23 protein-coding genes and 1 tRNA gene are annotated in these 22,184 nt (G+C 35.6%); 8 read left to right on the forward strand and 16 right to left on the reverse strand.

Going from position 1 to position 22,184, the window contains the following annotated elements; translation table 11 throughout:
• Positions 1 to 283: 283 nt before the first annotated feature.
• The 4 genes from AC4BC3_RS07300 to AC4BC3_RS07315 all read right to left on the reverse strand — a co-directional run bounded on the left by AC4BC3_RS07300 (position 284) and on the right by AC4BC3_RS07315 (position 9,798).
• Positions 284 to 625, reverse strand: a complete 342-nt coding sequence (locus AC4BC3_RS07300; RefSeq protein WP_206908702.1) for a winged helix-turn-helix transcriptional regulator — start codon at positions 623 to 625, stop codon at positions 284 to 286.
• Positions 626 to 689: 64 nt separating this feature from the next.
• Positions 690 to 4,403 (reverse strand): helicase-exonuclease AddAB subunit AddA, encoded by a 3,714-nt coding sequence (gene addA / locus AC4BC3_RS07305; RefSeq protein WP_490466164.1) that lies wholly within the window; start codon positions 4,401 to 4,403, stop codon positions 690 to 692.
• Positions 4,400 to 7,933 (reverse strand): PD-(D/E)XK nuclease family protein, encoded by a 3,534-nt coding sequence (locus AC4BC3_RS07310; RefSeq protein ID WP_490466165.1) that lies wholly within the window; start codon positions 7,931 to 7,933, stop codon positions 4,400 to 4,402. Before AC4BC3_RS07310 ends, addA begins: the two co-directional genes overlap by 4 nt.
• Positions 7,934 to 8,331: 398 nt before the next feature.
• Positions 8,332 to 9,798, reverse strand: a complete 1,467-nt coding sequence (locus tag AC4BC3_RS07315) for a peptide MFS transporter (RefSeq protein ID WP_206908698.1) — start codon at positions 9,796 to 9,798, stop codon at positions 8,332 to 8,334.
• Positions 9,799 to 10,175: 377 nt separating this feature from the next.
• Between AC4BC3_RS07315 and AC4BC3_RS07320 the strand changes: the two genes are divergently transcribed.
• Positions 10,176 to 10,772, forward strand: coding sequence for a nitroreductase family protein (locus AC4BC3_RS07320; protein WP_490466166.1), 597 nt, complete (start codon positions 10,176 to 10,178; stop codon positions 10,770 to 10,772).
• A gap of 270 nt (positions 10,773 to 11,042) precedes the next feature.
• Here AC4BC3_RS07320 and AC4BC3_RS07325 read toward each other — a convergent pair whose 3' ends face one another.
• Together AC4BC3_RS07325 and AC4BC3_RS07330 are read right to left on the reverse strand one after the other, a co-directional pair.
• Positions 11,043 to 11,525, reverse strand: coding sequence for a hypothetical protein (locus AC4BC3_RS07325; RefSeq protein WP_206908694.1), 483 nt, complete (start codon positions 11,523 to 11,525; stop codon positions 11,043 to 11,045).
• A gap of 133 nt (positions 11,526 to 11,658) precedes the next feature.
• Complete coding sequence (locus tag AC4BC3_RS07330; protein WP_490466167.1) at positions 11,659 to 11,856, reverse strand: hypothetical protein; 198 nt, start codon at positions 11,854 to 11,856, stop codon at positions 11,659 to 11,661.
• 388 nt (positions 11,857 to 12,244) lie between these two features.
• Here AC4BC3_RS07330 and AC4BC3_RS07335 point away from each other — a divergent pair, with 388 nt between their 5' ends.
• From AC4BC3_RS07335 to AC4BC3_RS07345, 3 genes are all read left to right on the forward strand, one after another.
• Complete coding sequence (locus AC4BC3_RS07335) at positions 12,245 to 13,006, forward strand: C39 family peptidase (protein ID WP_206908692.1); 762 nt, start codon at positions 12,245 to 12,247, stop codon at positions 13,004 to 13,006.
• Positions 13,007 to 13,072: 66 nt separating this feature from the next.
• Entirely contained in the window at positions 13,073 to 13,486 is a 414-nt protein-coding gene (locus AC4BC3_RS07340; RefSeq protein ID WP_490466168.1) for a hypothetical protein, read from the forward strand.
• 63 nt (positions 13,487 to 13,549) lie between these two features.
• Positions 13,550 to 13,622 (forward strand) — tRNA-Gln (locus AC4BC3_RS07345).
• 77 nt (positions 13,623 to 13,699) lie between these two features.
• Here the strand turns inward: AC4BC3_RS07345 and AC4BC3_RS07350 are convergent.
• Positions 13,700 to 14,071: a YxeA family protein gene (locus tag AC4BC3_RS07350; protein ID WP_206908688.1), complete on the reverse strand. Its 372-nt coding sequence runs from the start codon at positions 14,069 to 14,071 to the stop codon at positions 13,700 to 13,702.
• A 238-nt stretch (positions 14,072 to 14,309) separates the two neighbouring features.
• On the opposite strand from AC4BC3_RS07350, the gene AC4BC3_RS07355 reads away from it, so the two are divergent.
• Both AC4BC3_RS07355 and AC4BC3_RS07360 read left to right on the forward strand, forming a co-directional pair.
• On the forward strand, positions 14,310 to 14,495 hold the full coding sequence (locus AC4BC3_RS07355) for a hypothetical protein (protein ID WP_206908679.1): 186 nt from the start codon (positions 14,310 to 14,312) through the stop codon (positions 14,493 to 14,495).
• 413 nt (positions 14,496 to 14,908) lie between these two features.
• Positions 14,909 to 15,457, forward strand: coding sequence for a hypothetical protein (locus AC4BC3_RS07360; protein WP_206908676.1), 549 nt, complete (start codon positions 14,909 to 14,911; stop codon positions 15,455 to 15,457).
• A 63-nt stretch (positions 15,458 to 15,520) separates the two neighbouring features.
• Here AC4BC3_RS07360 and AC4BC3_RS07365 read toward each other — a convergent pair whose 3' ends face one another.
• The 3 genes from AC4BC3_RS07365 to AC4BC3_RS07375 all read right to left on the reverse strand — a co-directional run bounded on the left by AC4BC3_RS07365 (position 15,521) and on the right by AC4BC3_RS07375 (position 17,901).
• The gene (locus AC4BC3_RS07365) at positions 15,521 to 17,230 is read right to left on the reverse strand and encodes a TaqI-like C-terminal specificity domain-containing protein (protein ID WP_490466169.1); all 1,710 of its coding nucleotides are present in this window, start codon (positions 17,228 to 17,230) and stop codon (positions 15,521 to 15,523) included.
• A gap of 201 nt (positions 17,231 to 17,431) precedes the next feature.
• On the reverse strand, positions 17,432 to 17,620 hold the full coding sequence (ykzS, locus tag AC4BC3_RS07370; protein ID WP_206908663.1) for a protein YkzS: 189 nt from the start codon (positions 17,618 to 17,620) through the stop codon (positions 17,432 to 17,434).
• A 17-nt stretch (positions 17,621 to 17,637) separates the two neighbouring features.
• Positions 17,638 to 17,901 (reverse strand): hypothetical protein, encoded by a 264-nt coding sequence (locus AC4BC3_RS07375; RefSeq protein WP_206908661.1) that lies wholly within the window; start codon positions 17,899 to 17,901, stop codon positions 17,638 to 17,640.
• A gap of 163 nt (positions 17,902 to 18,064) precedes the next feature.
• Here AC4BC3_RS07375 and AC4BC3_RS07380 point away from each other — a divergent pair, with 163 nt between their 5' ends.
• The gene (locus tag AC4BC3_RS07380) at positions 18,065 to 18,322 is read left to right on the forward strand and encodes a glucose uptake protein (RefSeq protein ID WP_206908659.1); all 258 of its coding nucleotides are present in this window, start codon (positions 18,065 to 18,067) and stop codon (positions 18,320 to 18,322) included.
• A gap of 189 nt (positions 18,323 to 18,511) precedes the next feature.
• Here the strand turns inward: AC4BC3_RS07380 and AC4BC3_RS07385 are convergent, their stop codons facing one another.
• Together AC4BC3_RS07385 and AC4BC3_RS07390 are read right to left on the reverse strand one after the other, a co-directional pair.
• A complete protein-coding gene (locus AC4BC3_RS07385) occupies positions 18,512 to 18,820 on the reverse strand; it encodes a hypothetical protein (protein WP_490466170.1) in 309 nt (102 codons plus the stop codon).
• Between the two features lie 18 nt (positions 18,821 to 18,838).
• Positions 18,839 to 19,273, reverse strand: coding sequence for a universal stress protein (locus AC4BC3_RS07390; RefSeq protein ID WP_206908656.1), 435 nt, complete (start codon positions 19,271 to 19,273; stop codon positions 18,839 to 18,841).
• A gap of 349 nt (positions 19,274 to 19,622) precedes the next feature.
• Between AC4BC3_RS07390 and apf the strand changes: the two genes are divergently transcribed.
• Positions 19,623 to 20,237 carry an aggregation-promoting factor gene (apf, locus tag AC4BC3_RS07395; RefSeq protein WP_206909652.1) on the forward strand — a complete coding sequence of 205 codons (615 nt, stop codon included), beginning with the start codon at positions 19,623 to 19,625 and terminating at the stop codon, positions 20,235 to 20,237.
• Positions 20,238 to 20,334: 97 nt separating this feature from the next.
• Here apf and AC4BC3_RS07400 read toward each other — a convergent pair whose 3' ends face one another.
• Genes AC4BC3_RS07400 through amaP form a run of 4 tightly spaced genes read right to left on the reverse strand, consistent with a single transcriptional unit; the run spans position 20,335 to position 21,943 of the window.
• Positions 20,335 to 20,580: a GlsB/YeaQ/YmgE family stress response membrane protein gene (locus tag AC4BC3_RS07400; RefSeq protein ID WP_206910879.1), complete on the reverse strand. Its 246-nt coding sequence runs from the start codon at positions 20,578 to 20,580 to the stop codon at positions 20,335 to 20,337.
• A 44-nt stretch (positions 20,581 to 20,624) separates the two neighbouring features.
• Positions 20,625 to 21,170, reverse strand: coding sequence for an Asp23/Gls24 family envelope stress response protein (locus AC4BC3_RS07405; RefSeq protein ID WP_206910877.1), 546 nt, complete (start codon positions 21,168 to 21,170; stop codon positions 20,625 to 20,627).
• Between the two features lie 12 nt (positions 21,171 to 21,182).
• On the reverse strand, positions 21,183 to 21,371 hold the full coding sequence (locus tag AC4BC3_RS07410) for a DUF2273 domain-containing protein (RefSeq protein WP_206899173.1): 189 nt from the start codon (positions 21,369 to 21,371) through the stop codon (positions 21,183 to 21,185).
• 11 nt (positions 21,372 to 21,382) lie between these two features.
• A complete protein-coding gene (gene amaP, locus AC4BC3_RS07415; RefSeq protein ID WP_490466171.1) occupies positions 21,383 to 21,943 on the reverse strand; it encodes an alkaline shock response membrane anchor protein AmaP in 561 nt (186 codons plus the stop codon).
• Positions 21,944 to 22,184: the final 241 nt, after the last annotated feature.

Consider the following 22,184-nt stretch of genomic DNA (forward strand, 5'->3'; position numbering starts at 1 on the left):
GACCTCATTCCTATCAAGGAACGAGGTCTTCGCGATACCATCCTAATTTGTGAGTAAAGCGATTAGCTACTCACACACTTACTTGATTAACGACAATAATTGCCGGCCTAGTAGCAAAAACTAGGCGAACTCAGAAAGTGAACTTCATTTTTCAAACACAGAATTTGCTCTCAGTCTATGGCAAATCTCCCTGATCTGGTTTAGCCAAACTACTCTTTTTCGTCATGGTTCTTTGTTTATTTACAATTTACAAAATCAATTCTACAAGAATTTTGTCCTGAAATCAACTGCATTCTTCCTCAGTAACCCACTTTTCACTCCAAACTTGTAACTGTTTGATTGAGTTTTGTAGATCTGCTCCTTTTTCAGTTAAAAGATACTCAGAACGATTAGATTCATTACAGGAGATATTTCGAGTAACAATTCCTTCTTTTTCTAACTCTTTTAGACGCTCGACCAATACTCGGTCGCTAACCATCGGAATCTTTGTAGCAAGATCAACAAAGCGTTGCGGACCATTTTCTAATAATACATCAATAATTAATCCGTTCCATTTTTTTCCCAAAATTGAGAAAGTTTTCTCAAACTTCGGACATAGAACAAAGTCTGTCTGTGTAAGCTCCATCTTACTCACCTCTTTTTGAAGAGTATAGCATAATACTTACAAAGTGTAAGCAACTTATGCTTATTCATAATCTTTTGTTAACATTTATGATTTTTTTGCCACGTAATAAAACTAAAAAGGTATTCGTTACAGGTTTTCCTAAAGAATCTGCTAATGCTTGTTGGTAAAGTCGAAGTTGTCCTAAATATTTTTGGACAACTTTATCAACCTCATCTGGATTATCTGGATTCATAAGAAAATCTGTTTTGAAATCATAAAGATAGATTTCATCTGCAAATTCAATATAGCCGTCAATGATTCCGTGAATAAGTAATTCATCGCTTTCATCTGGATAATTTTCAAACACTTCATCTGCTGTCATCAACATCGCAAATGGTTGCTCTCTTTTCACTTTTGCGGCATTCTTCAATAGTTGCTTTCCAAAGTCTGTTTCAAAAAACCAAAGAATTGCAGAAACGTCGACTTTTTTTGCCACCTGTTGATCTACTAACCTTTTTTTGACTAGCTCTACTAATAACGCTTGGATCGATTCTTCTGTTGGTGGCACCAATGGCAATAACTGCAACAATGTATGTGTGACTGTTCCAATTGCAGTTGCCGACACACCTTTTTGTAAAAATTTAGGTTCGGCTAGTTGTTCTTGTGTATAACGAAATTGATGATTTTTTGCTTTTGTTTGATTGTCTTCCCAACTTAACTTTGTTGCCTGACTATCATCTGGATCTTCAAATAATCGTTTGATTTCTGAAACAGATTGGTAACTAGTCGTTTGAGTGGCCGCCTGATAAGGATAAACATAGGTTAAACGTTGACGCAGAGTCTCTGATAAGCCATTTTGGTTTTCTTTCGGTTTAACTAAAGAAGGTTCTCGCTGTGCAAGTTGGTGTCGTTTTTCGACTAACGCTTGTTGGTTCATCCATATAATGCTAAAGGAATCCTTCACATCAGCTAAAGTCATTGTTGACTCTTCCTCTAAATATTCGGACATTCGAGGATGACGAATCAAGCTATAACCAATCCAATTCAGTAAACTTCCTCGACCTTTTAAACGGAGTGCTGGATCCAGAACAAGGTCTGCTGTATTTCGCGCTTCGTTCCACGTTTTGATTGTTTGTTCGCGACTCTTATAGGAGCCCACAATAAACAGTTTTTGTTCCGCACGAGTCAATCCGACATATAACTTACGCATTTCCTCCGACAATAATTTGTTTTGTCTAGCTAATTTGATTGCTTGAAAAGGTAATGTATCAAATAACACACGAGTTTGCGGGTCCATGTAGCGGATTCCTGCCCCTAATTTTTCCTCAAAGACATAGCGTTTTCGTAAATCTTGTAAATTGAATTCTTTCGTCATGTCCAGCAAAAAGACAACGGGAAACTCTAGTCCTTTACTCGCGTGAATCGTCATCACCCGTACTGCATTGTCTTCCACAGCAATGACAGGTTCTGCCAAATCTTTTTCTTTTTCTTGCATTTTTTCGATGAAACGAACGAATTGATACAGCCCTCGAAACGAACTTTGCTCATAAGCTTTCGCACGATCTACTAGCGCATACAAATTTGCTTGCCGTTGGACACCAGCCGGTAATCCTACCACATATTCTAGGTAACCTGTTTCATAGTAAATAGTCCAAAGCAAATCTGCAATTGAAGAACGTCGCGCAAGTTCACGCCACTTGTCCAATAACTCTCTAAAATCAGAGAGCTTAGCGCTCAAGTGATCTTGATTCATTTTTTCATAAGTCAAAAGCGCATCAAAGAATGTATGGTTTCGATCAGCTAAGCGAATCTGTGCCAATTCAGGTTCAATCAAGCCAACGATTGGTGAACGTAAAATAGCTACCAAAGGAATATCTTGATAAGGATTATCAATGATTTGTAATAATGAAATCATTGTCCGAATCTCCGTTGCTTGGAAATAATTTTGGGCGTCGTTCATTTCCAATGGAATATCTAATGTCTTGAACACATCTAAAATCGTTAAATTATTTTTTTTCGTCGGTGTTAGCAAAACAATATCGCCATATTCAACTGGTCGATTCGCTTTCAATTTTTTATCATAGATTTCCCATTTACTATCAACTAATTCACGAATTTTCAACCCTGTCATCAATAATTCGCCCTCTGTTTTATCTTCAAGGAAGTCATCCGAAGGCAACTCTTCCGTAGTTTCTTCCTGTTCTTTTTCATAAATCAAAATTTCTGGATCGAACTGCGTACTATTAGGAAAATCAGGAAAACCTAATGCTAATTTTGCAGCTTCATCATAGGTAATCTGGCCAACTTGTTCATCCATAATTTGACTAAAAATTAAATTGGTGAAATGTAATACTTCTTCTCGTGAACGAAAATTTTCTGCCAGAACGATTCTTCTACCACCGTCTGCCTTTGAAAAATCTTGATATTTTTTGATGAATAAACTTGGATCGGCTAAACGGAAAGAGTAAATGGACTGCTTGACATCTCCAACCATGAAAAGATTTCCGTTCGTTGGATCTGGTTCTCTTAACCAGTATAAAATTGCCTCTTGTAGCTGATTGACATCCTGATACTCATCAACCATTACTTCTTTAAATTTCTCTCGATAATAGTTCGAGGCTTCACTTGCTGCCCAACCGTTCGCAGTTCTTTTGGTCAAAATCATCAACGCTAAATGCTCTAGGTCATTAAAATCTAATACACCTTTTTCACGTTTTTTTTCACTAAATCCAGCCATAAATGCTTGTGTTACTTGACACATCTCTTCTACTAAAGGAAGAGTTTGTGTCATAATGGCTTCCATTTGCACGGGTGAAACAGCAAAATAATTCTTACTGATTTCTTGAATCATTTTTTTCGATCGATCTCGAAGAGTTTTTATTTCTGCTGATAACTCTTTCAGCTCTGCTTTTCGACTGCTTTTAAATGTGGAAAAGGTTAAGTTTTCTAAACCTTGATAAGCAACATCTAGTTGGTCTTGCATAAATGCCTCATAGATTGCGTTGACTCTTTCACGTTCCTCCAAAACCTGGTCATACATTTTTTCCAAGCCTTCCGTCTGAGCTAAACGAACCATTTCTTCGTAATCTTGTACACATTGAAAAACATCTGCCAAAATCAACGGGCGTAGTTGCTCTTGATATAATGCCGATTCGCTAAGTGAGCCTTCTAAGCGATAAGCGTCACTCAAATGTTTAAGCCAATTAGCTGGATCTGGATTGGCACGCGCAAATTCATAAAGAGAAAAGATCAAATCAGTCAATCCTTCATCTGATCGATCATTTGAAAAGTTCGTCGTTAATTGGAAAAACCGCTCATTTTTTTCTCCGTAAAGGCGTTCACGTAATTCGTCCCACACATCTTCTTTCATCAATAACGTTTCTGTTTCATCTGTTAACATTCGAAAAACCGGATCGATATCAATCAAGTAATAAAAACGACGAATGACAGTTAAACAAAATGCGTGTAGTGTCGAAATATTAGCAGTAGGAAGCAACATCAATTGTTTTGTAAAATGTTGTTGACGTTGTGTATCTGTTTCATCATTGATTGCCGACTGCAAAGCTTCTTGGATTCTTTCTTTCATTTCACGTGCAGCGGCTTCAGTAAACGTAACAATCAAGAGTTCATCAATGTTTACACCCATTTTAAGTTTTTCAATCACTCGACGAACAAGAACCGTCGTTTTCCCAGATCCTGCTGAAGCGGAGACCAGCAAATTGTCCCCGCGATCAAAAATGGCTTGCCATTGTTCATCTGTAAAACGTTCATTTTGGGGCTTTAACGGAATCTGACTCACTCTTCTTCACCTCGTTTCAAAATTCTGCGTAATGCTTCATCCTTATCCAATTTTTCTAAACGATGATAATTATTTTCTTTTAACATCACATCAAAAGTGCAGACACTTCGAAATGGACAAAATTGACAAGCAATACGCTGTTTATCTTTATACGCTGGATTCAGTTTGATTTCTCCCGAAGTGATTGCGTCACCAGCTAAACGCATATTTTTACGATTATGTGCCATAAACTGATGTAGTTCTTCTTCTGTGAAGAATTTTTCTTTACTGTAGCTGCCTTTTTGATATTCATCTTTCGCATTTTTTTTCACTGGATAGATTAAAGATTGTTCTTTCGCTTCTAGCGAATGATCAAGAACTTCCAACAATCCCGGATCGTCAACAAAAACACCATCATAACTAAATTTTTTCAACGTATTCTTTTCGATCTCTTCATTCTCTGTTAATACGGGATTATGGACATGTAAATAATAAGAACCAGCAGGCTTGACTGTAGCTTGTCCGGTTAAGCTTACTGCGTCCATCAAAGCAACATCTAAGTAAGTCAATAGTTGCATAGCCATCCCATAGTAAGCTTCCGTAACATCAAATGTTCGCCCACTTGATTTATAGTCCACGACACTTAACCATGTTTCATCTTGTTCTGTTGCCGTATCGATACGGTCGATTTTCCCGCGAACATGAAGTTTCCCGCCATTTTGCAAAGGTAATTCCAAACCGGGGATCCCTTTTGCCCCTGCGATTTGTCCAAATAAAATCTCTGTTTGTAATGGATGTAAACCCGTATTTTTACTTTGTTTTTGTAATGCCCATGCAACTTTTTGGATTGTTTGACTCAATTGATAACGAATATAGTTCATCCGAGCAGAGCTATCTAAAATTTCAAAGCGTAATTCACCAAACACTTCTTGGAGAACTTTTTCAGTGAATTCTTGGCGTTCTTTTTCCGTCATACTAACAAGTGAAAGTTGATTTGAAAATAATAGTTTAAAGAAACGATCCAATGACTCATGATAAAAATCCCCTGTTGCTGCGGGGGTCAATCCATAGATCATACGTTCTTTCAACTTCAAACCAAATTGAACAAAATATTTATATTCACAATTGTAGAAATTTTCCATGCGAGAAATAGATGTATAGATTTCTTTCCCGTATAACTGCTCTGCTAACTCTGTCGGTAATGAGACTGGTACATTCAAATGAGACTGACTCTCAAATACACGCAAAGCAAAATTGCGCCAAGTAGAATGAAGAACAACTTCTCTTAATTCAGTCCAAACTTTCGCTAATTGTTGTTTCTCATCCGCTGCCAAACGAAACATTCGATTCAACGCATCAATAGCACTCCGATACGTGCCAATATAATTTGCTGGATCACTAGTTACCGTTAACCGCGTTTTTTTCTCGATTGGTATTGCTAAGTAATGATTGATTCGTTGTAAATAAGGAGAAATTTTCAAACTTCGATCCGTATCATAACTTTGCGCATAGCTTAAATAAAGTCGCTTTGTGCCTGAAAGAAAGACCAAATAAGCTTGAAAAGGCTCAGAAGACATACTTTCCGTTGTAGGATCAAACAAATATTGGCCTTCAGCCAATGCTTGATTCAACTGTTCTCGTTCTTCGCTAGACAACAACCCTTTAGTTTCTTGACGAGCTGGAAAGGTTTGATCATTCAAACCCAAAGCAAAAGTGATTTTTGCTTGATTTGGCCGAACCAATTCCAAGCGATTCACTTGAACTTGATCAATTGCTGTAGGAATCTTCCCATAACTTAGGTTTTCTAATCCACTACTGATAATATCTTGGAAGATTTCCCATTCGAAACTGGTTTCTCCATAAATCAATGCAAACTCATCCAATAAGTCAATCAATGCTCCCCACGTTTGCTCGTGATTTCTTGCTTGAGCTAAGTTTCCGCGAGCAACTTCTTGGTTTCGCCAAAATAAAAGTTGTTGCCGGACACCACTCGTTACTAAAAACTGATAAAAAACACTAGCGGCTTCTTGTCCATTTTCACAGCTTTTGATTTTTTTAAAGAAACTTGGGATATTACTCTGGAATAAGCGTCGAATCTCATTTGATTGCTCTTGTAGTTCTTGGACATCCTCCATTTCTTTTGATTCAAAGTTGTAAGAAACAAACGTCCAATCCTTTGCACGGGTCCAATAATTTCCTTGATAATTATAAGCCAAAGCAACATTTTCTGTGAGATCCAGTTTCTTACGAAAGTCATCTCTTATAACTTGCCAATGTTCTTGTTCTAATTCTGAATTTTCTGGAGCAATCAATAACTCCGTTTTGAAAAATCGCATAATATCAGTCAAACGATACGCGTAACGATCTAAAGCAAACAAACTATTGATCCATTCAACCAAGGGATGATTTTCCATCAATTGTTCTTCATCAAGATAAAACGGAATCGCCATTTCTTGAAAAATCGGTTTTAGTAAATTACCATAAAGCAGCATATCTTTCGTCAGTACTTGGATATCGCGATACCGACATTCTCCTTCGCTTACCAAACGACGAATTTCTACAGCAAGCTGTTGGACTTCTTCTGTCGGTGTCTCCGCCTCCCACAAATGAATCGTCTTTTGTGCACCGATTTTCCGTGAACGATTTTGCTTATGACTACTTGTTTCTTCCCACATATCTTGTAGTGTGGCTAACGCCTCTGGTACTTCTTTCGCTGGTGCATATTGATCAACTAAAATTGGCGCACGATGTTCCCTTGCTCCATTCAATAAGCGAAAATATAACTTTCCTGTTTCGTAAAATAAATTTAAAGGTTCAGGCACTTCATTCGGATAAGGACGATCAAGTAATAAATCGACAACCAGATTTCCTTTTACCATCATCGCGCTTAACAGTTGATATTCCTGCGCATTGACGCGAGAAAAGCCCGTCATCAAAAATTTCACATGTTGGAAATCATGTTGGTAGAGATATTCACTCAAAATCGTCAAAGCATCTTCGGCTTGTAACATACGGTCAAATAATTCTTCTTCATACGCAGAAAAAATCAATCGCAAATCTTGCATTTTCAATTGTTGATCTGCTTCTTTTGGTCCTTTCGTCGTTAAGCCAGCCGTTAAATCATTAGGCTGAATATTTCCTGTGCGCATTTCTTCATACAATTCTTGGAGTTGCTTGATAAACCCTTTTTTGTTGACCTCGCCACGAAAAATAGTCAACTTTTCGCGATTTTTTTCTAAAATCTGACGCAGAATCATGGCTGAGCCAGTTTCGGTGATACTATTACCTGAAAGCAAAGTTGTCTGCTGTAAAATGTACCATGCGAGTCGATAAAAACTGAAAACTTGGACATTTGTCGTACTAAAGTTTTTTGTTCCTTTGCGCTGACGTAACATTGCTAATAATTCTTGTTCTTGTTCAAATTTATTGTAATTAGGGACAAGGAAAAAGACTTGATTTTGAGGAGCTGCTTCTAACCAAGCCGTCGCCTCATCAATTAATGCTGTTCGATGATCTTTTTTACCTGAGCCGAGAATAAATTGTAAAGACATTTTACTCCTCCTTTACTTTTTGATGCTCCTCTATTATAACAAAAAAACTGAACATTTGTTCTACTTATCAAGGTTTTTGATGAAAAGAAATAACTTTTAAAAAAAAGGTTGTGGCGCAAAGCGGTCAGCTTCGACAAAATAATGAGCAACTGACAATAATAGCTTTCCATATTTTTGGTCAATTACGAATTATTTCGAGAAGTTGCTTTGAGAACACCGAGAAAAAGGTTGTAGCGCAAATCATTTCCCTTCAACAATAGCATACACAATCACACAAAGAAATTCTTTTTATTTTAAAGTAAATACAAACTTTATGAGAAAGTTGCTTTAAGAACATCTCGATAAACTTGCCACAAAAAAAAGCCTAGGGCATCGATTGCCCTAGGCACTAAAAATTTTTAATGAATTGAACCCATCAGTTTCTTAATTGGTTCTTTGATTGTAAACAATAAAATCCCGCCAACAATGGCAACGACCCCAATGATTCCAAAATATGCTGATTCAGTTGCCGGTGTGTAAAAACGAGCGATTTGCGCATTAATTGCCTGTGATGAGGCATCCGCTAGGAACCAGATAGCAATCGTTTGTGATTCAAATGCGCGCGGTGCTAGTTTTGTTGTTACTGATAGACCAACTGGTGATAAACACAATTCCGCAATTACGATGATGAAGAAGCTCCCCACCAACCACATTGGACTTACTTTTCCAGCTGTTCCATATAATAAACCTGGTAACATCAATAATAAGTAAGAAAGTCCAGCAAATAATAACCCAAGTGCAAATTTCACAACAGTAGATGGTTGTTTTTGTCCCAATTTTGTCCATAAAGTAACGAAGACAGGTGTCAAAACAAAAATGAAAATCGGATTTAATGATTGGAACCAACTTGCTTGGATCGTTACACCAAATAAAGTTGATTGTGTTCGTTCACTGGCAAACAATGCAAGAATAGATGAGCCTTGCTCTTGTAATGACCAGAAAATAATTGCTGCTAAAAACAATGGAATATATGCTAACACACGTGGTTTTTCTTCTGCAGAAACATCTTTTGACGTTAACATTTTTACAAAATAGAAAATAGGTAACACAATTCCAAGTACGCTGATCGAATTAACAAAGAAATCAATCGAAAGATGACCAGTTAATTGCGCACCACCAAAAATAGCAATAATTACGACAATCGCAATAACAAAGTTACGAATAAAACCTTTACGTTCTTCTGGCGTTAATGGGTTTGGTGCTTTCGTTCCAACACCGTCTAATGTTTTACGCCCTTGAATGATATATTGCAATAAACCAAAGAACATCCCAAACGCTGCTAGTGAGAACCCTAAATGATAGTTATATTCTTGACCTAAAGTCCCAACGATTAGCGGTGCTAGTAACGCCCCCAAGTTTACACCCATATAAAAGATTGAGAAACCTGCGTCACGACGCAAATCTGTTTTTGAGTAAAGATGGCCTACCATTCCAGATACATTTGGTTTCAGCAAAGCTGTCCCCATAATGATCAATGCCATTGAAATAAATAATGCTCCTACTCCAAATGGTGTTGCTAAAACAATGTGACCAAACATGATGAATACTCCACCAAAAAATACTGTTCGCTTTGCTCCAAGTAAACGGTCAGAAATCCAACCACCAACAATACTTGACATAAACACAAGTGAACCATAAATTGACATGATTGCTAAGGCTGTTGTACGTGGTAATCCAAGACCACCATTTGAAACTGCATCATACATATAATAAAGAAGTAATGCGCGCATTCCATAATAACTGAATCGTTCCCACATCTCAGTGAAGAACAATGTTGATAACCCCTTCGGCTGGCCAAAGAAGCCCTTATCTTGTTGATTTTCCATAATCCATACCCCAATTCTTTAAATTTTCAGAAAATAATAAACATATTCACCAAAAAATTTAACTGAAAAACTTATCTAAGAAATATATACTTCTTTTCTATAAAAATAAGTAAAATTCAATGACAAAATAATAAGAATAAAAAAACACACATTTAATAATTATATAGGACCTTTCCATGAATAAAGCGGAAAAAGTCGCTAAAACAGTCAAGTAACCGCTATCACTCTTTTCGCTTTCTCATTCAATTTTTCTTCAAAAAAAGTTGAATTTTTTTGAGCATTTCTGTTTACTTACTTTTTGTAAGATGATATACTTCATTTTGTATTCAATTACAAAAAGTAAGTTAAAAAAACAACATTCAAAGGGAGAGTATATTATGACTACATTTACAGACACTTTAAAAAAACGCCGTTCTATCTATCATTTGGGGCGCAACGTTTCACTATCAAACACAGAGTTAGAAGCACTTATCAAAGAAGCAATCAAAGAAAGCCCAACTGCTTTCAATGCACAATCAACACGCGCTGTCATTCTTTTCGGTGATGCTCACGAAAAATTATGGGAAATCACTGAAGAAGCACTTCGACCATTAACGCCTGCTGAAGCTTTTCCTAACACACAACAAAAATTAGCTGGCTTCAAAAATGGTTACGGAACTGTTTTATTCTTTAAAGACACTGACATCGTTAAAGGATTACAAGAACAATTTGAACTTTATGCGGATAACTTCCCAGATTGGTCAGAACAATCAAATGGTATTGCAACAGCAAATACTTGGGTTTCATTAGTTGATCAAGGTCTTGGCGCAAACTTACAACATTACAATCCAGTAATTGACGAAGCAGTTGCAAAAGAATGGAATATTCCTGCAAACTGGAAACTACGTTCTCAATTAGTCTTCGGTTCTGTTGAATCACCTGCTGGCGAAAAAGAATACATGAACGACGAAGATCGTTTCCGCGTATTTAGCTAAGCTACGCACAAGGCAAAAAAGGACACGTTTAGGATAAACCTAAGCGTGTCCTTTTTCGTTTAAAATAATCTTTTTATAGAAAACAAAACTGATTGTATCATTTAAAATAGATGAATATTTTTGAGAGTTAAGCACCTTGTGCCACCTCCTTCATCTACGGTGTTCAAGAAGTAACTCCTTCAAAATAAGAACAAATTGTTCAAAATTTGAGGAACAATTTCTGCCAATTTATCCTTATTTATTGGCGCTGAACACTTCGCGCGACATCCTTTACTCTTCATCAATCATAATGTCAATTTGCGCATCATCATTTAATCGCTGCGCTAAAAATGGCACCAGTTCCTCTAAAGAAGTCGAAAATTTTAGCATTGGCCCACGCCAACCTTTACGGAAAAAGTTCATTTTTACTTCATTTGAACCTTGTGGTTGATATAAAACGATTCGATTGATCTCAGAAAAAGGAACGCCTCGTTTATCAAAGCTATTTAAAACTAAACCATCTTCTGTGATCCCGCGGCTATCCAATAAAAAACTGATAAAGATCATTGCTGATAAAACAGCCTTCACCAAATCGTCTAGCGTTGGCTGACTAATGACAGTAAACCAGATCACTAAGACCACTAGAAATGGCACTACCAGATAAACCCAACGATTTCGGACAGCTTTATAAACAATTTCTCTGCGGACGAACCATAAGAATAAAAACATGACAAAAACAAATGCAAATAATAACAAAGTAAAAGTCGTTATCATTGTACATCACCTCTCTTCTTTCATCTCAAGAAAACTTTTCTCTTTCTACTAAGTATATAGAACTTTTAAAAAAACAGCAAAAAGGACACGTAGCAACACTTTTCGCGTTAGAACTACTTGTCCTTTTTATTTTTTATTCAAATGTATCATATTTTGCAACAACCATGCTGGATTTCTCTTCCAATAACTTTTGATCTTCGTCAGCACATTGAGCAACTTTGACTACGGCACAATTTGTCATTTTTGATACTACTTCTCCAACAACTGGTTGTGTGAATCCAATTGGCTTACAAGAATATTTTTCTCCTAAATTTATCATTTCTTCCGTCATCAAAATCCTCCTACACTGCTGCCCCATTTTCTTTCCTGAAGTATTTTATTCAGGCAGAATGTTCATTGTCATCGCCGGTTAACACTTGCTAACAATTTTTTGAACAAACCATATTGGCATTATAGCTTACTGGTTTCGTTTTCACAAATAAAACCCCTTCTAAACACGAAAGCTTCGCTGAAAATTCATAAAAAAGAACGGAATTATTCATTTTTTCTTTCTCTCAGTGATGAAGTTGAAATGGTTGAAAAAATAATTACTAGCTGTTAATTTTTTTATGTAAACTTTTTTCACCGATAATCGATGAAAAAGTATTTTACATTCTCAAAAAAAACTTTATAATACCAAGAATGTAAGATGTTCCCTTGTGGAATAATTGGAGGTCCTTATGAAAAAGAAAGTTGCAAAAAAATTAACAGGGATTGTTAGTATCAGTTTACTCACTGCTGGTTCAATTTATTGGTTAACAACTCCCAACTCAAACGAAACGTCGCAGCAAAATCAAGAGAATCAGAAACCTCCAGCTAAAAAGAAGTCAAATGGAGCGAATGAAATCATTTTAGATGTCCCACTTGCAAATCAGTTCGACGAACCAGCTTTAGAAAATGGCTGTGAAGTAACTGCCCTTTCTATGCTTTTAAATTACTATGGCTTTGAAACAAACAAAAACCAATTAGCAAATGAGCTTACCTATGTACCTGTATTCAATGAAGATGGCACCCATGGTGATCCAAATGAAGGATTTGTTGGTGATATTTCTGGTGGGGACTGGGCTATGGGTGTCTATGTTGCACCAATTGCTGCACTCGCACAAGAAATAGTACAAACCAGCTACCACGCTCAAGCAAAAAAGGAAGCGTCACTTACTGATATCAAAGAGGCCTTAAATGAAGATAAACCCGTTTGGACTAGTGTCACCATTGAATTTGAGGTTCCTGATGATAATGATTTCATGACTTGGACCACCCAAAATGGAGAAGTTTCTGTTACTCCTCTCATTCATGCTTGTGTCGTAACAGGCTATGATGAGGATACGATTTACGTGAACGATCCCTATGGTGAAAAAAATCGAGCAGTTCCAATCGAAGATTTTACTGAGGTCTTTGAAGCAATGGGTGGACAAATGTTAACCTTGGAAAAAAGTAACTAGCGTTCTTTCAGAGAATGACATATACTTTAGACAAGAAGATTCTAGTTTGAAGGAGGAGGCATCATCATGGAAAGATTCAATCAAAAAAAACCGAATGCAAATGAAATTCCAATCATTTTTGTACGTGATGATTCTGGTAATGTTCAGGGAAAAGTTTCCGTTAATGAATGGACAAATCGTCACCGTCCTTCTTCATTGAATCAATTGGAGATCAAATTATATCGTCAAGCTTTGGCGTATTATGCTGAACAAGATTTTGAAAAAGCAATTGACATCCTGAAATTTTTGATTTTACAAACTGAATATACGCACTTTGAATATGTTGAGCGTTTAGCAAATATCTACCATTTGAAAAACGAACTATCCCTTGAATTAAAACTTCTTTCTTCAACTATTTCTGTGGCCGAAATAACAGGTTTACCATCTAGTCTGGTTAGAAAAATCGAACGTCGAATCGAACGAGTCAAAAAAAATAAGTAACGAACAAGTTAAATTAGTTGCGTTTTTCTTAATAAGTGCTAACATAAATTTGCATTGAGTCATTGGGATGTAGCCAAACTGGTAAGGCACTTGACTCTGAATCAAGCAATTGCAGGTTCGAACCCTACCATCCCAATTCTGGGTTTATATTTTCCGATCATTTTAAAAAGGAGTTGCGTCGTTTGTCGCAACTCCTTTTTATTTTTATGTTCATTATCCAATAAGTGCTAATGCTTTTTCAGGAACTTTGCTTTTTTCGACTTCTTCGTATGTTTCAACATGCGCACCTTTATTTTTCAACTTCAAATAACGCTCTTCTTTTAACACGCCAAGTCCGTTGAATTCAACGATTCGTTTTTTCCCGTTTTCATCTGCCGCTTCCTGAACATAGGTTGCTGTTCCGTAACTATTAACAGAATCTGGTTTTTTTGTTTTTACATAAACTTCTCCTTCTGTTACCAACGGATTCAGTTGATCCGCTATACCAGCAAATTCACCATGTTGGTTTGCCGTATACATCTTTAATCCAAACAAACTTAACCCGCCAATCAGAATAATTCCTACAAAAAATTTAACTACTTTCATTTTCCTACCTCCTATGTTATTGCATTTATTATAACTAGAAACAGAAAACAGAAACCTCCGACCTAGGAATGAGTTTTCTCTCATACTTTAGCAATGCAGTCAAATTTCATAACAACTATTATGTAAAAAAAACTTATTATCTGATAAACTAATAATGTAAAAGTAATCTGAACATGATATTAAAAGCATTTTATATTGTTATTCGTTACTTTTTAATAACTATAAAGGATGGGATAAAATGAATAAAGACGAATTAATTGCAAAAGTAAAAGAAATGGTTAATGAAGGAAACTTAGACGAAGCAAAACAATTTATCGAAGACCATAAGGATGAACTTGGCAACTATGTTGAGCAAGCAAAAAACCTTTTGAAAGATATCGATGTTGATGGTATCACTGATAAAATCAAAAGTTTGTTTAAATAAAGGTTGTGGCTCCAAGCGGTCAGCTCCGACTAGATAGCGAGCGACCATCCAAAATAGCTTCTCCTATTTTGCGAGGGTGTAAGCTATATGGAGGAGTTGCTTGGGGAACACCGTGAATAAGGTTGTGGCTCAAAGCGGTCAACTCCGACTAGATAGCGAGCGACCATTCAAAATAGCTTCTCCTATTTTGCGAGGGTGTAAGCTATATGGAGGAGTTGCTTGGGGAACACCGTGAATAAGGTTGTGGCTCAAAACAGTTCTCCTACAAACAAAGCACATCCATTGAAGATTTTTCTGACATAGATTACCTACAGAAGCTATTTTACTGCATCAGATAGCAAGTAAAATAAACAATTTGATACGTTTCTTGTTTATTTTGCTAACATAGAATTGATTTTGAAAGGAACAAATTTATGGAAAAGCACATTGAGGATTTCAGAGATGGTATTTTTTCGCTTAAAACTCGGCGATTTGGTACAGTTGCAGAACTAATGATCAAAAATATTTATGCTTTGGATATGTCCACTGCACTCAATTATGATCTATGTAAAGACAAGATCAACTATGAAGTAAAGTTTTCAACTGTTCTTTCTCAAAACAAGCAAAAAATCACTCCTCAAAATATCATTAAGGAAATTTTGAATGCGACAATCGAACGGAGGATGATCAGCTTTCAAGACGTTCTCAATGGCGCACTATTCGATTGTAATATCCAACAAGTAAAACCTAATGAATTTCATTACTTGATTTATGGTCTCTTTTTTGAAGATCAAATTGCCATTTTTGAGGCTAAAACAGACCAAATCCAAATGATTCAAAACTATTCTAATAAACAGCATCGTGGAAATATCGGTGAGGGGCAGTTTCATATCAACCAAGGTACGATGGATTATCATTTTAAAAATCATTTCGTTCGTTGGCTTACTTATGAAGAACTCTATGATATTTTTTATCAAATTTAATTGCTAGATAAAAGCATCTGTTTACATCAAAAAAAGACCACCAAAAAAATTTGGTGGTCTTTTTTACGCGAATGTTTTTTCAACTAACTGGATCTCTTTTGGTGTTAAATCGAACAACTGATAAATTACCTTATCAAGTTTTCTCAATATCATTGGATCTTGCTTTTCTAAATAGTTAGCTACAAGATCACTGATTTCATTATCCTGTTTCGTACTGATTTTAGGAAATGGTAGTTCTTCTAAGTTTCCTCGCAAAATTTTAATTTCCCCAAACAAACAAGTATAAATATATGCATAGAGTGTTGAATTCAAAAGAGCCATAATTGTTTTGATTGAAGCATTTTTCGTATTTGGAATTAAGATATTTGCACTATTTAAAAACAGTGAACCCTCTTTATCATAGGCGAATACAAGTTTTTTAGAAATAAATTTATAGACTAATTTTTCTTTTGCTCGATAGATTTCATCTTTTGCTACTTGCTGAAAATTTTCTCGATCATAACGTATAAATTTTTTAGGAGCTAATAATTGATACGCTGTAATTTCTTTTCCTGTATAAATTGGCTCCAAACCAGAATCCATGTTATTTTTCAATTTATTTTTGTTATCCCCTGTTACAATTCCTAAGGCCCATTCACTCTCTTTCAAATCAAAGTTTTTCTTTTCTTTTATTTTTTCAATCAAGTGATAATCTTCCACAGCTATTAAGTTGTAATTGTAATTTTCTGTTTGATAAAATGCGTCAATCAAGACTTTCCAAGAGCGCTCTCCACGATATACTTCGATCAAATCATGCTGTTTTCCCAGCTCTAGTTGAATGCTAATATACTTCGTTGTCACGCCTGCAAAAAGTTTGTCATAAACATGGATATTCTTGATTTCATAGTTATTTAAAACATAGAGTCTCAAATCTTTATGTGTTTTGACATTCAAAAATGACTCTGGCAATAAATAGATCAAACAACCATTTTTTTTGAGGAATTTTTTTGAATGGACAAGGAAATGAGAGAAAGTTTCTTTTGAATTGATTTCAGTATTCTTAAATCCTTTGGGCAATGCTCCCCAAGGAGGATTGGTAATGATATAGTCAAATTTATTTGCAAAATCAGAAAGCTGATCATTTAAAAAATCACGTACATATACTTGTGGCTCAAACTCTAAATTTTTAAATTTCAATAACAGATTGATTTTTGTGATAAAAACAGCGATTTCATCATTATCAAATCCTACTAATTGCCGTGGGTCTTCACAAGGAATACTCAACAAAAAAGAGCCACTTCCACAACAAGGATCTAGAATAGCCTTTTCTTTGAGATCAATTTTCTTGGTCATTTCCTCAACGACATTTTCAGGTGTATAATAGGACCCTTTTTTATTTTTTTCGCCTTCTACCAATAAACTCTGATAAGTGATTCCTAGAATATCTCGTTCATCATCTGGAATAGTGAGCTGAAAGGTTACCTCTGATAATTCGTTATTCCTTTTGAACTCATCTAAAACCTTCTTTACATGTTGATGTTTTAAGATTCCAGCATTTGATAATAACTCACAAGCTATTTGATAAACAACACTCGCTATCGTTAATTGCTCCGTCTTCATCATATCTACGATTTCTGATGAAAAATATTTATTTTTCGGACGTTGATAATACTCAACAGGAACAATGTACTTCTCAGATAAAGTTTTATTTGCACGAGACTTTAGTCTAGTATCTTTTTCAGTCGACAGCCTTTGCCAATTTCTGATTGTAGTCTTAGAGATCGATGTTTCCATATGATTCCCCCCACCATAATAGCCGTATTGTAACACGGACGATTGATTTTTTTACCAAAATGATTGCTAAATTAGGTATAGAATAAACGCTTTTAATTGAAAACTGCACACAAAAAGGCTAAATAATCTCGTTATAAATTTCATTTACAAGGATTATTTTCGCCTATTAAACACTTTTAGTCTAGCTTTTTTATCATTTTGTTAATATAAGCGTGTTGGATCATAGTGATAGGTAACATTTCCATTCAAAGAGGCTTTTCCAACCACATATTTGCGATCTTCCAACTTTAGCCAAGCATCACGAAAGGTCATTACCTCCTCACGTTTGACTTCAATTTTTTCAATTTCTCCAGCAATCAATGCTTGGATTTGTTCATCATATGGATTCATTCTTTCTTCCTCCATCATTAATACGTAGTAAAAATTGGTTCATAACTTTTTTTCGTATCCAAATCTTTTCTGACTTTCACCGTTGTGTAGATGATTTTTTCAACCGGAATACTATAAAATTCTTCTTCGCCATTATTAAAGCGATGAACCTCTTTTTTACTTAAAATACCATTGATTTTATTCGTCAACACACGTTTTTCTACACTGTTACTGACAACATAATAAATCACTCGTATATTATTTACTAAATGTAAGTCAATTTCTAATATCACATGGTCCATGAAAATTTTCATCCTCTCTTTCAAGTTCGATTATATCAGGAATTTACGAGACAATCAAAATCAAAGAGCGAATTTCTTGTGTGCTCTTCACAAATAAGCTTGCACCATTCAACTTGACATGTTATTTTGTAACATGGGCTTATTTTGATATAGGAGGCTTACCATGCTGATCTTGGGTCAACTATTCTTTTACATTCCATTTTTTACTATGGCTTTGATTACTTTCTATTATACCCGCTGGACGAGAAAAAAAGTCTCCGTGCTGATTGTTTCTCTCCCTAGCGCTTATTTCACTTACCAAATTTTTTCTATTCGCCATTGGGAGACGACTTCTTTGTTAAGCAAGTATGTCTTGGGGCTTACAATTTCAGTTATTTTGTTGATTGTGTGGTTGTTTATTCTGTACAATAAAAAAAATTAACGTTGTAACACGCAAAAATTTTGCTTGTTGAACGTTCCTTTTAAATCTTGCCTGATTGCTTGACCAGCTAATTTTACTTAGCTGGTTTTTGTATGCAAAAAAACGTGAATTGTTTCTCACAACTCACGTTCTCACTTTTCTTTTATTACTTTTCTTCTATTAATATAGAAGAAAAGTGTGTTTATTCATTCAATTCTGCTTTTTTTGCAGAAATTCTTCCAGTTCATCTAAAGCTTGCTGCGTATGAACGAAATCCTGACTATAAAGTACAGCTAATCTCTCAGGTAGAATAAACCACGATGGATGATAACCATTCGTAGTTACCGGAAATCCTTTATCTAAACGATTATCTCCATCCCACCGAACAGCGATCGTTTTCTTGTCCTTCCATTTTACAAATGCTGTTGAGTAACCTTTTTTGGTCTTCGTTCCATCTTCAATAATCGACAAAACTTTTATTTTTTCTTTAGGAGCCGTTACATCTTGTGGTTGAACCATTTTACATACCCGCTTTCCTTATTTAACTACCAAAACATTACACGGCGCATGCGTCACTACAAAAGAAGTTGTCGATCCAACTAATGCTTGTTGAATCGCTCCTTTCCCTGTTGCCCCCATCACAATCAAATCAATCTGTTCTTTATTGGGAATAACTGTTCCGATCAGTTCGCGAGGGTCTCCGGTTTCAACCACTGCATGGATCGAATCAATCCCGTACTCCTTTGCATCGTTGATTTTTTTCAACATTTCTAATTCAATTGCTTCTTTTTCTTCTGCATAAATTTTTGAGAATGCGTACGCACTGTGTGTTAATTCAACTTCATTGATAATCGACACAATAGATAAACTTGCATGATTTTGTTTGGCAATTGATAGCGCTTCAGAAAAAGCTTTCTCTGATTGCTTCGATCCATCAACAGCAACTAAAATATTTTGGTAATTGATAGTCATTGAAACCGCCTCCCTTTTCTTTTATTGTATCATCACCCACTGGATTTCAAAAATATATGCACTATTTTCTCAAAAATTCCTTTAAAAACAAATTTTTTTACTTTTTACGTACAAAAACCAGAACATACTTTCTCATTTTTCTCTCCTAAAAAGTATTGCTGTGGTTGCTTTATGTGCTTTTTTTCATTTTACCCACATTTTTTGATAATATTTTTGTTACAAAAAACCCAACTCTGTTACAAAGTGTCATCAATCTTTTACCTATGAAATCTTTTCACATGATAAAGTATGTCCATGTTGAAAAACACTTAACAAAAACTTTTATGATTCGAAGGAGAATATATATTATATGAAATCACTTAAAACTGTACTATTAGGAACAACTCTGGCTGCCGGCGCTGCATTATTTATGGGAACAACGACACACGCAGACGAAGCGTACACTGTTCAATCAGGCGATTCATTATCAACTATTTCACAAAAATATGTTGGCGATAACTCCTTGATTAACCAAATTGCTCAATCAAATTCAATTTCAGATATCAATCTGATTTTTGCAGGTCAAACTTTAACTATCCCAACTGCTGAGCAAGCAGCAACAACTTATGTTGCCCCTCAAACAGAAGCAGTTCAAGCCGAACCTGTTCAACAAGAAACAACTCAAGAAGTAGCTCAAGCTCCTGTTCAAGAAACAGTTCAAGCAACTCCAGCAGTTGAAACATCTACAGAAGCAGTCGCTACTACTTCTAACTCTGCAAAAGAATGGATCGCACAACGTGAATCAAGCGGTTCTTACACAGCAACGAACGGTCGCTACATCGGACGTTACCAATTAGATTCATCTTACTTAAACGGTGACTACTCTGCTGCCAATCAAGAACGTGTAGCAGACGCTTATGTGTCTTCACGCTATGGTTCTTGGGAAGCTGCTCAATCATTCTGGTTAGCAAACGGTTGGTACTAAGATAAAACTTAGCTAGCTCAATTAAAAAAAGGTCTGGAAGAATTCTTCCAGACCTTTTTTTGTCCAATTACATTAGAAATATAGACTCCAATCAAACTTAATCCATTTTACGGACAAAGAATGATACGATTAGCACTAAAATCACTGCACCAACAATTGACGGAATGATTGCCATTCCTGCCAAACTTGGTCCCCAGCTTCCTAGTAACCATTGTCCCAATGCGGAACCAACTAACCCTGCAGCAATGTTAGCAATAATGCCCATTGAAGAACCTTTCTTCGTAATTGCACCTGCCACAGCTCCGATGATACCACCAATAATTAATGACCAAATAAAGCCCATGTCACTCACTCCTTTTTAATTTTTACAAATTTTAAATGATATTATTATTCCACACGAGGTTCAGTGTTTTCTTTCACACGTTGTGTACCTTTATCAACTGCTTTTTTCGCTTTAGATGTTTGTTTTGAAGCAAACTCGCCTGTTGATTTTGCTGCATCTGTTACTTTATCTTGAACTGTTTCGCTTTCTTTTGCGTATTCTTCACGTGTTTTGATATCAACGACATTCACATTGACTTCAATCACGTCTAAGTGAGTCATATTCTTCACTTCACGTCCAATTAGTTCTTTCATTTGTTTGTAAATTTCTTCGATGTCTTTGCCATATTCAACAACAACATCCATATCAACTGCTACTTGTTTTTTACCCACTTCAGTGTCGATACCTGCTGTTACGTTGTCTGTATTGACTAATTTTTCAGCAATATTTGAGAAAAATCCACCATCGACAGTTAGCAATCCATCAACATCTTCTAAAGCAATTCCGATAATCTTTTGGATTACTTTGTCTTCAAAAGTTAGTTCACCATTCATTTGATCAGTTCCTTTGTTGTTTGGTTGTTTTACAGGTTTAAATTCGTTGTTTTCCATTCTCTATTCCTCCTAAAATTTAAAATAATCATCTAAAAGATGTGTTTCTTTAAGATAAAGACCAATTGCGACACCAATTGCAGTTAGAATCAAAATGAGTAAGGTTTTGAAAAATCCTACCGTTAACCACAAAATCGCTAAAATTAGCCCAAGACCCCCAAAGATAATAGGGAGCTTGTATGTTGAAAAGAATTGATTCATTTTTTGCCCTCCTACTCTACTCGAGAGTGCTTGTTTTCTTTTGTTGTTTTTTGAAATTGCTGATAAGCGACTATCACTTGAACAGGTTCATTTACTCCCAACAAACGTTTGACTTCTGCTTCGATTTCTTTCATCAACTGATCCGTTTGGCCAATTAAAGAAGAAGTTCGTTTCAGCTCACCCTTAACTTTGATCTTGATTCGATTTTTTGTTGCGCGAACCACAATTCTAGGGGAATGAATAAATTCTTCTGCCCGTAATTTCGTTCGAACTAATCCCTCAATCGCTTTTTTATCTACAGCTAATGTTCCATGTTCACGCTTCAAGACAAAAGTCGTCTTGGTTTTTGGATAAAAAAGGATGAATAGAATAAGTATGGCAATAAGAATACTAAATACCACGGCTACCCAAAAGATATATTGTTGAAAATAAAAGTTAGTTGCAACAAAATATCGGATTTCTTCTAAAAACCTTGGTAACTGATACACTGAATAGAGCAATGCAGCCGTTAATGAGACCGAAAGGATGACCAAACTTCCAATGATTCCAATCACTTTAACCCCTTTATTCATTTTCCACCTCCTAAAACTTTTTAAACAACGGCAATTTGCCAATCATTTATTAGATAAGATAGATCAATTAAGAGAGTAAAAAAACAAAAACATGACAATTCACTCATAATTGAAGCGCTGTTTTGTTATACTTTTCTAATCTATCTTAATTCCAGACTATTACTTTCTGTTTTTTTTTGCAACAATTATGCTTATTAAAAAAAACAAATAGTCAAACAAAAATAAACCATCCATTTATAAA

Source organism: Enterococcus sp. AAFC-DPL-6103, assembly GCF_058216595.1.

Bases quoted from the DNA above. Each gene is read 5' to 3' on its own strand.
- AC4BC3_RS07300 (WP_206908702.1), bottom strand. From the start codon at position 625: ATGGAGCTTACACAGACAGACTTTGTTCTATGTCCGAAGTTTGAGAAA.
- AC4BC3_RS07390 (WP_206908656.1), bottom strand. From the start codon at position 19,273: ATGACTATCAATTACCAAAATATTTTAGTTGCTGTTGATGGATCGAAG.
- AC4BC3_RS07320 (WP_490466166.1), top strand. From the start codon at position 10,176: ATGACTACATTTACAGACACTTTAAAAAAACGCCGTTCTATCTATCAT.
- AC4BC3_RS07360 (WP_206908676.1), top strand. From the start codon at position 14,909: ATGGAAAAGCACATTGAGGATTTCAGAGATGGTATTTTTTCGCTTAAA.
- AC4BC3_RS07325 (WP_206908694.1), bottom strand. From the start codon at position 11,525: ATGATAACGACTTTTACTTTGTTATTATTTGCATTTGTTTTTGTCATG.
- apf (WP_206909652.1), top strand. From the start codon at position 19,623: ATGAAATCACTTAAAACTGTACTATTAGGAACAACTCTGGCTGCCGGC.
- AC4BC3_RS07410 (WP_206899173.1), bottom strand. From the start codon at position 21,371: ATGAATCAATTCTTTTCAACATACAAGCTCCCTATTATCTTTGGGGGT.
- AC4BC3_RS07405 (WP_206910877.1), bottom strand. From the start codon at position 21,170: ATGGAAAACAACGAATTTAAACCTGTAAAACAACCAAACAACAAAGGA.
- AC4BC3_RS07400 (WP_206910879.1), bottom strand. From the start codon at position 20,580: ATGGGCTTTATTTGGTCATTAATTATTGGTGGTATCATCGGAGCTGTG.
- AC4BC3_RS07355 (WP_206908679.1), top strand. From the start codon at position 14,310: ATGAATAAAGACGAATTAATTGCAAAAGTAAAAGAAATGGTTAATGAA.
- AC4BC3_RS07380 (WP_206908659.1), top strand. From the start codon at position 18,065: ATGCTGATCTTGGGTCAACTATTCTTTTACATTCCATTTTTTACTATG.
- AC4BC3_RS07335 (WP_206908692.1), top strand. From the start codon at position 12,245: ATGAAAAAGAAAGTTGCAAAAAAATTAACAGGGATTGTTAGTATCAGT.
- AC4BC3_RS07315 (WP_206908698.1), bottom strand. From the start codon at position 9,798: ATGGAAAATCAACAAGATAAGGGCTTCTTTGGCCAGCCGAAGGGGTTA.
- AC4BC3_RS07310 (WP_490466165.1), bottom strand. From the start codon at position 7,933: ATGTCTTTACAATTTATTCTCGGCTCAGGTAAAAAAGATCATCGAACA.
- AC4BC3_RS07340 (WP_490466168.1), top strand. From the start codon at position 13,073: ATGGAAAGATTCAATCAAAAAAAACCGAATGCAAATGAAATTCCAATC.
- AC4BC3_RS07350 (WP_206908688.1), bottom strand. From the start codon at position 14,071: ATGAAAGTAGTTAAATTTTTTGTAGGAATTATTCTGATTGGCGGGTTA.
- AC4BC3_RS07330 (WP_490466167.1), bottom strand. From the start codon at position 11,856: ATGACGGAAGAAATGATAAATTTAGGAGAAAAATATTCTTGTAAGCCA.
- AC4BC3_RS07365 (WP_490466169.1), bottom strand. From the start codon at position 17,230: ATGGAAACATCGATCTCTAAGACTACAATCAGAAATTGGCAAAGGCTG.
- AC4BC3_RS07375 (WP_206908661.1), bottom strand. From the start codon at position 17,901: ATGGACCATGTGATATTAGAAATTGACTTACATTTAGTAAATAATATA.
- AC4BC3_RS07385 (WP_490466170.1), bottom strand. From the start codon at position 18,820: ATGGTTCAACCACAAGATGTAACGGCTCCTAAAGAAAAAATAAAAGTT.
- ykzS (WP_206908663.1), bottom strand. From the start codon at position 17,620: ATGAATCCATATGATGAACAAATCCAAGCATTGATTGCTGGAGAAATT.
- amaP (WP_490466171.1), bottom strand. From the start codon at position 21,943: ATGAATAAAGGGGTTAAAGTGATTGGAATCATTGGAAGTTTGGTCATC.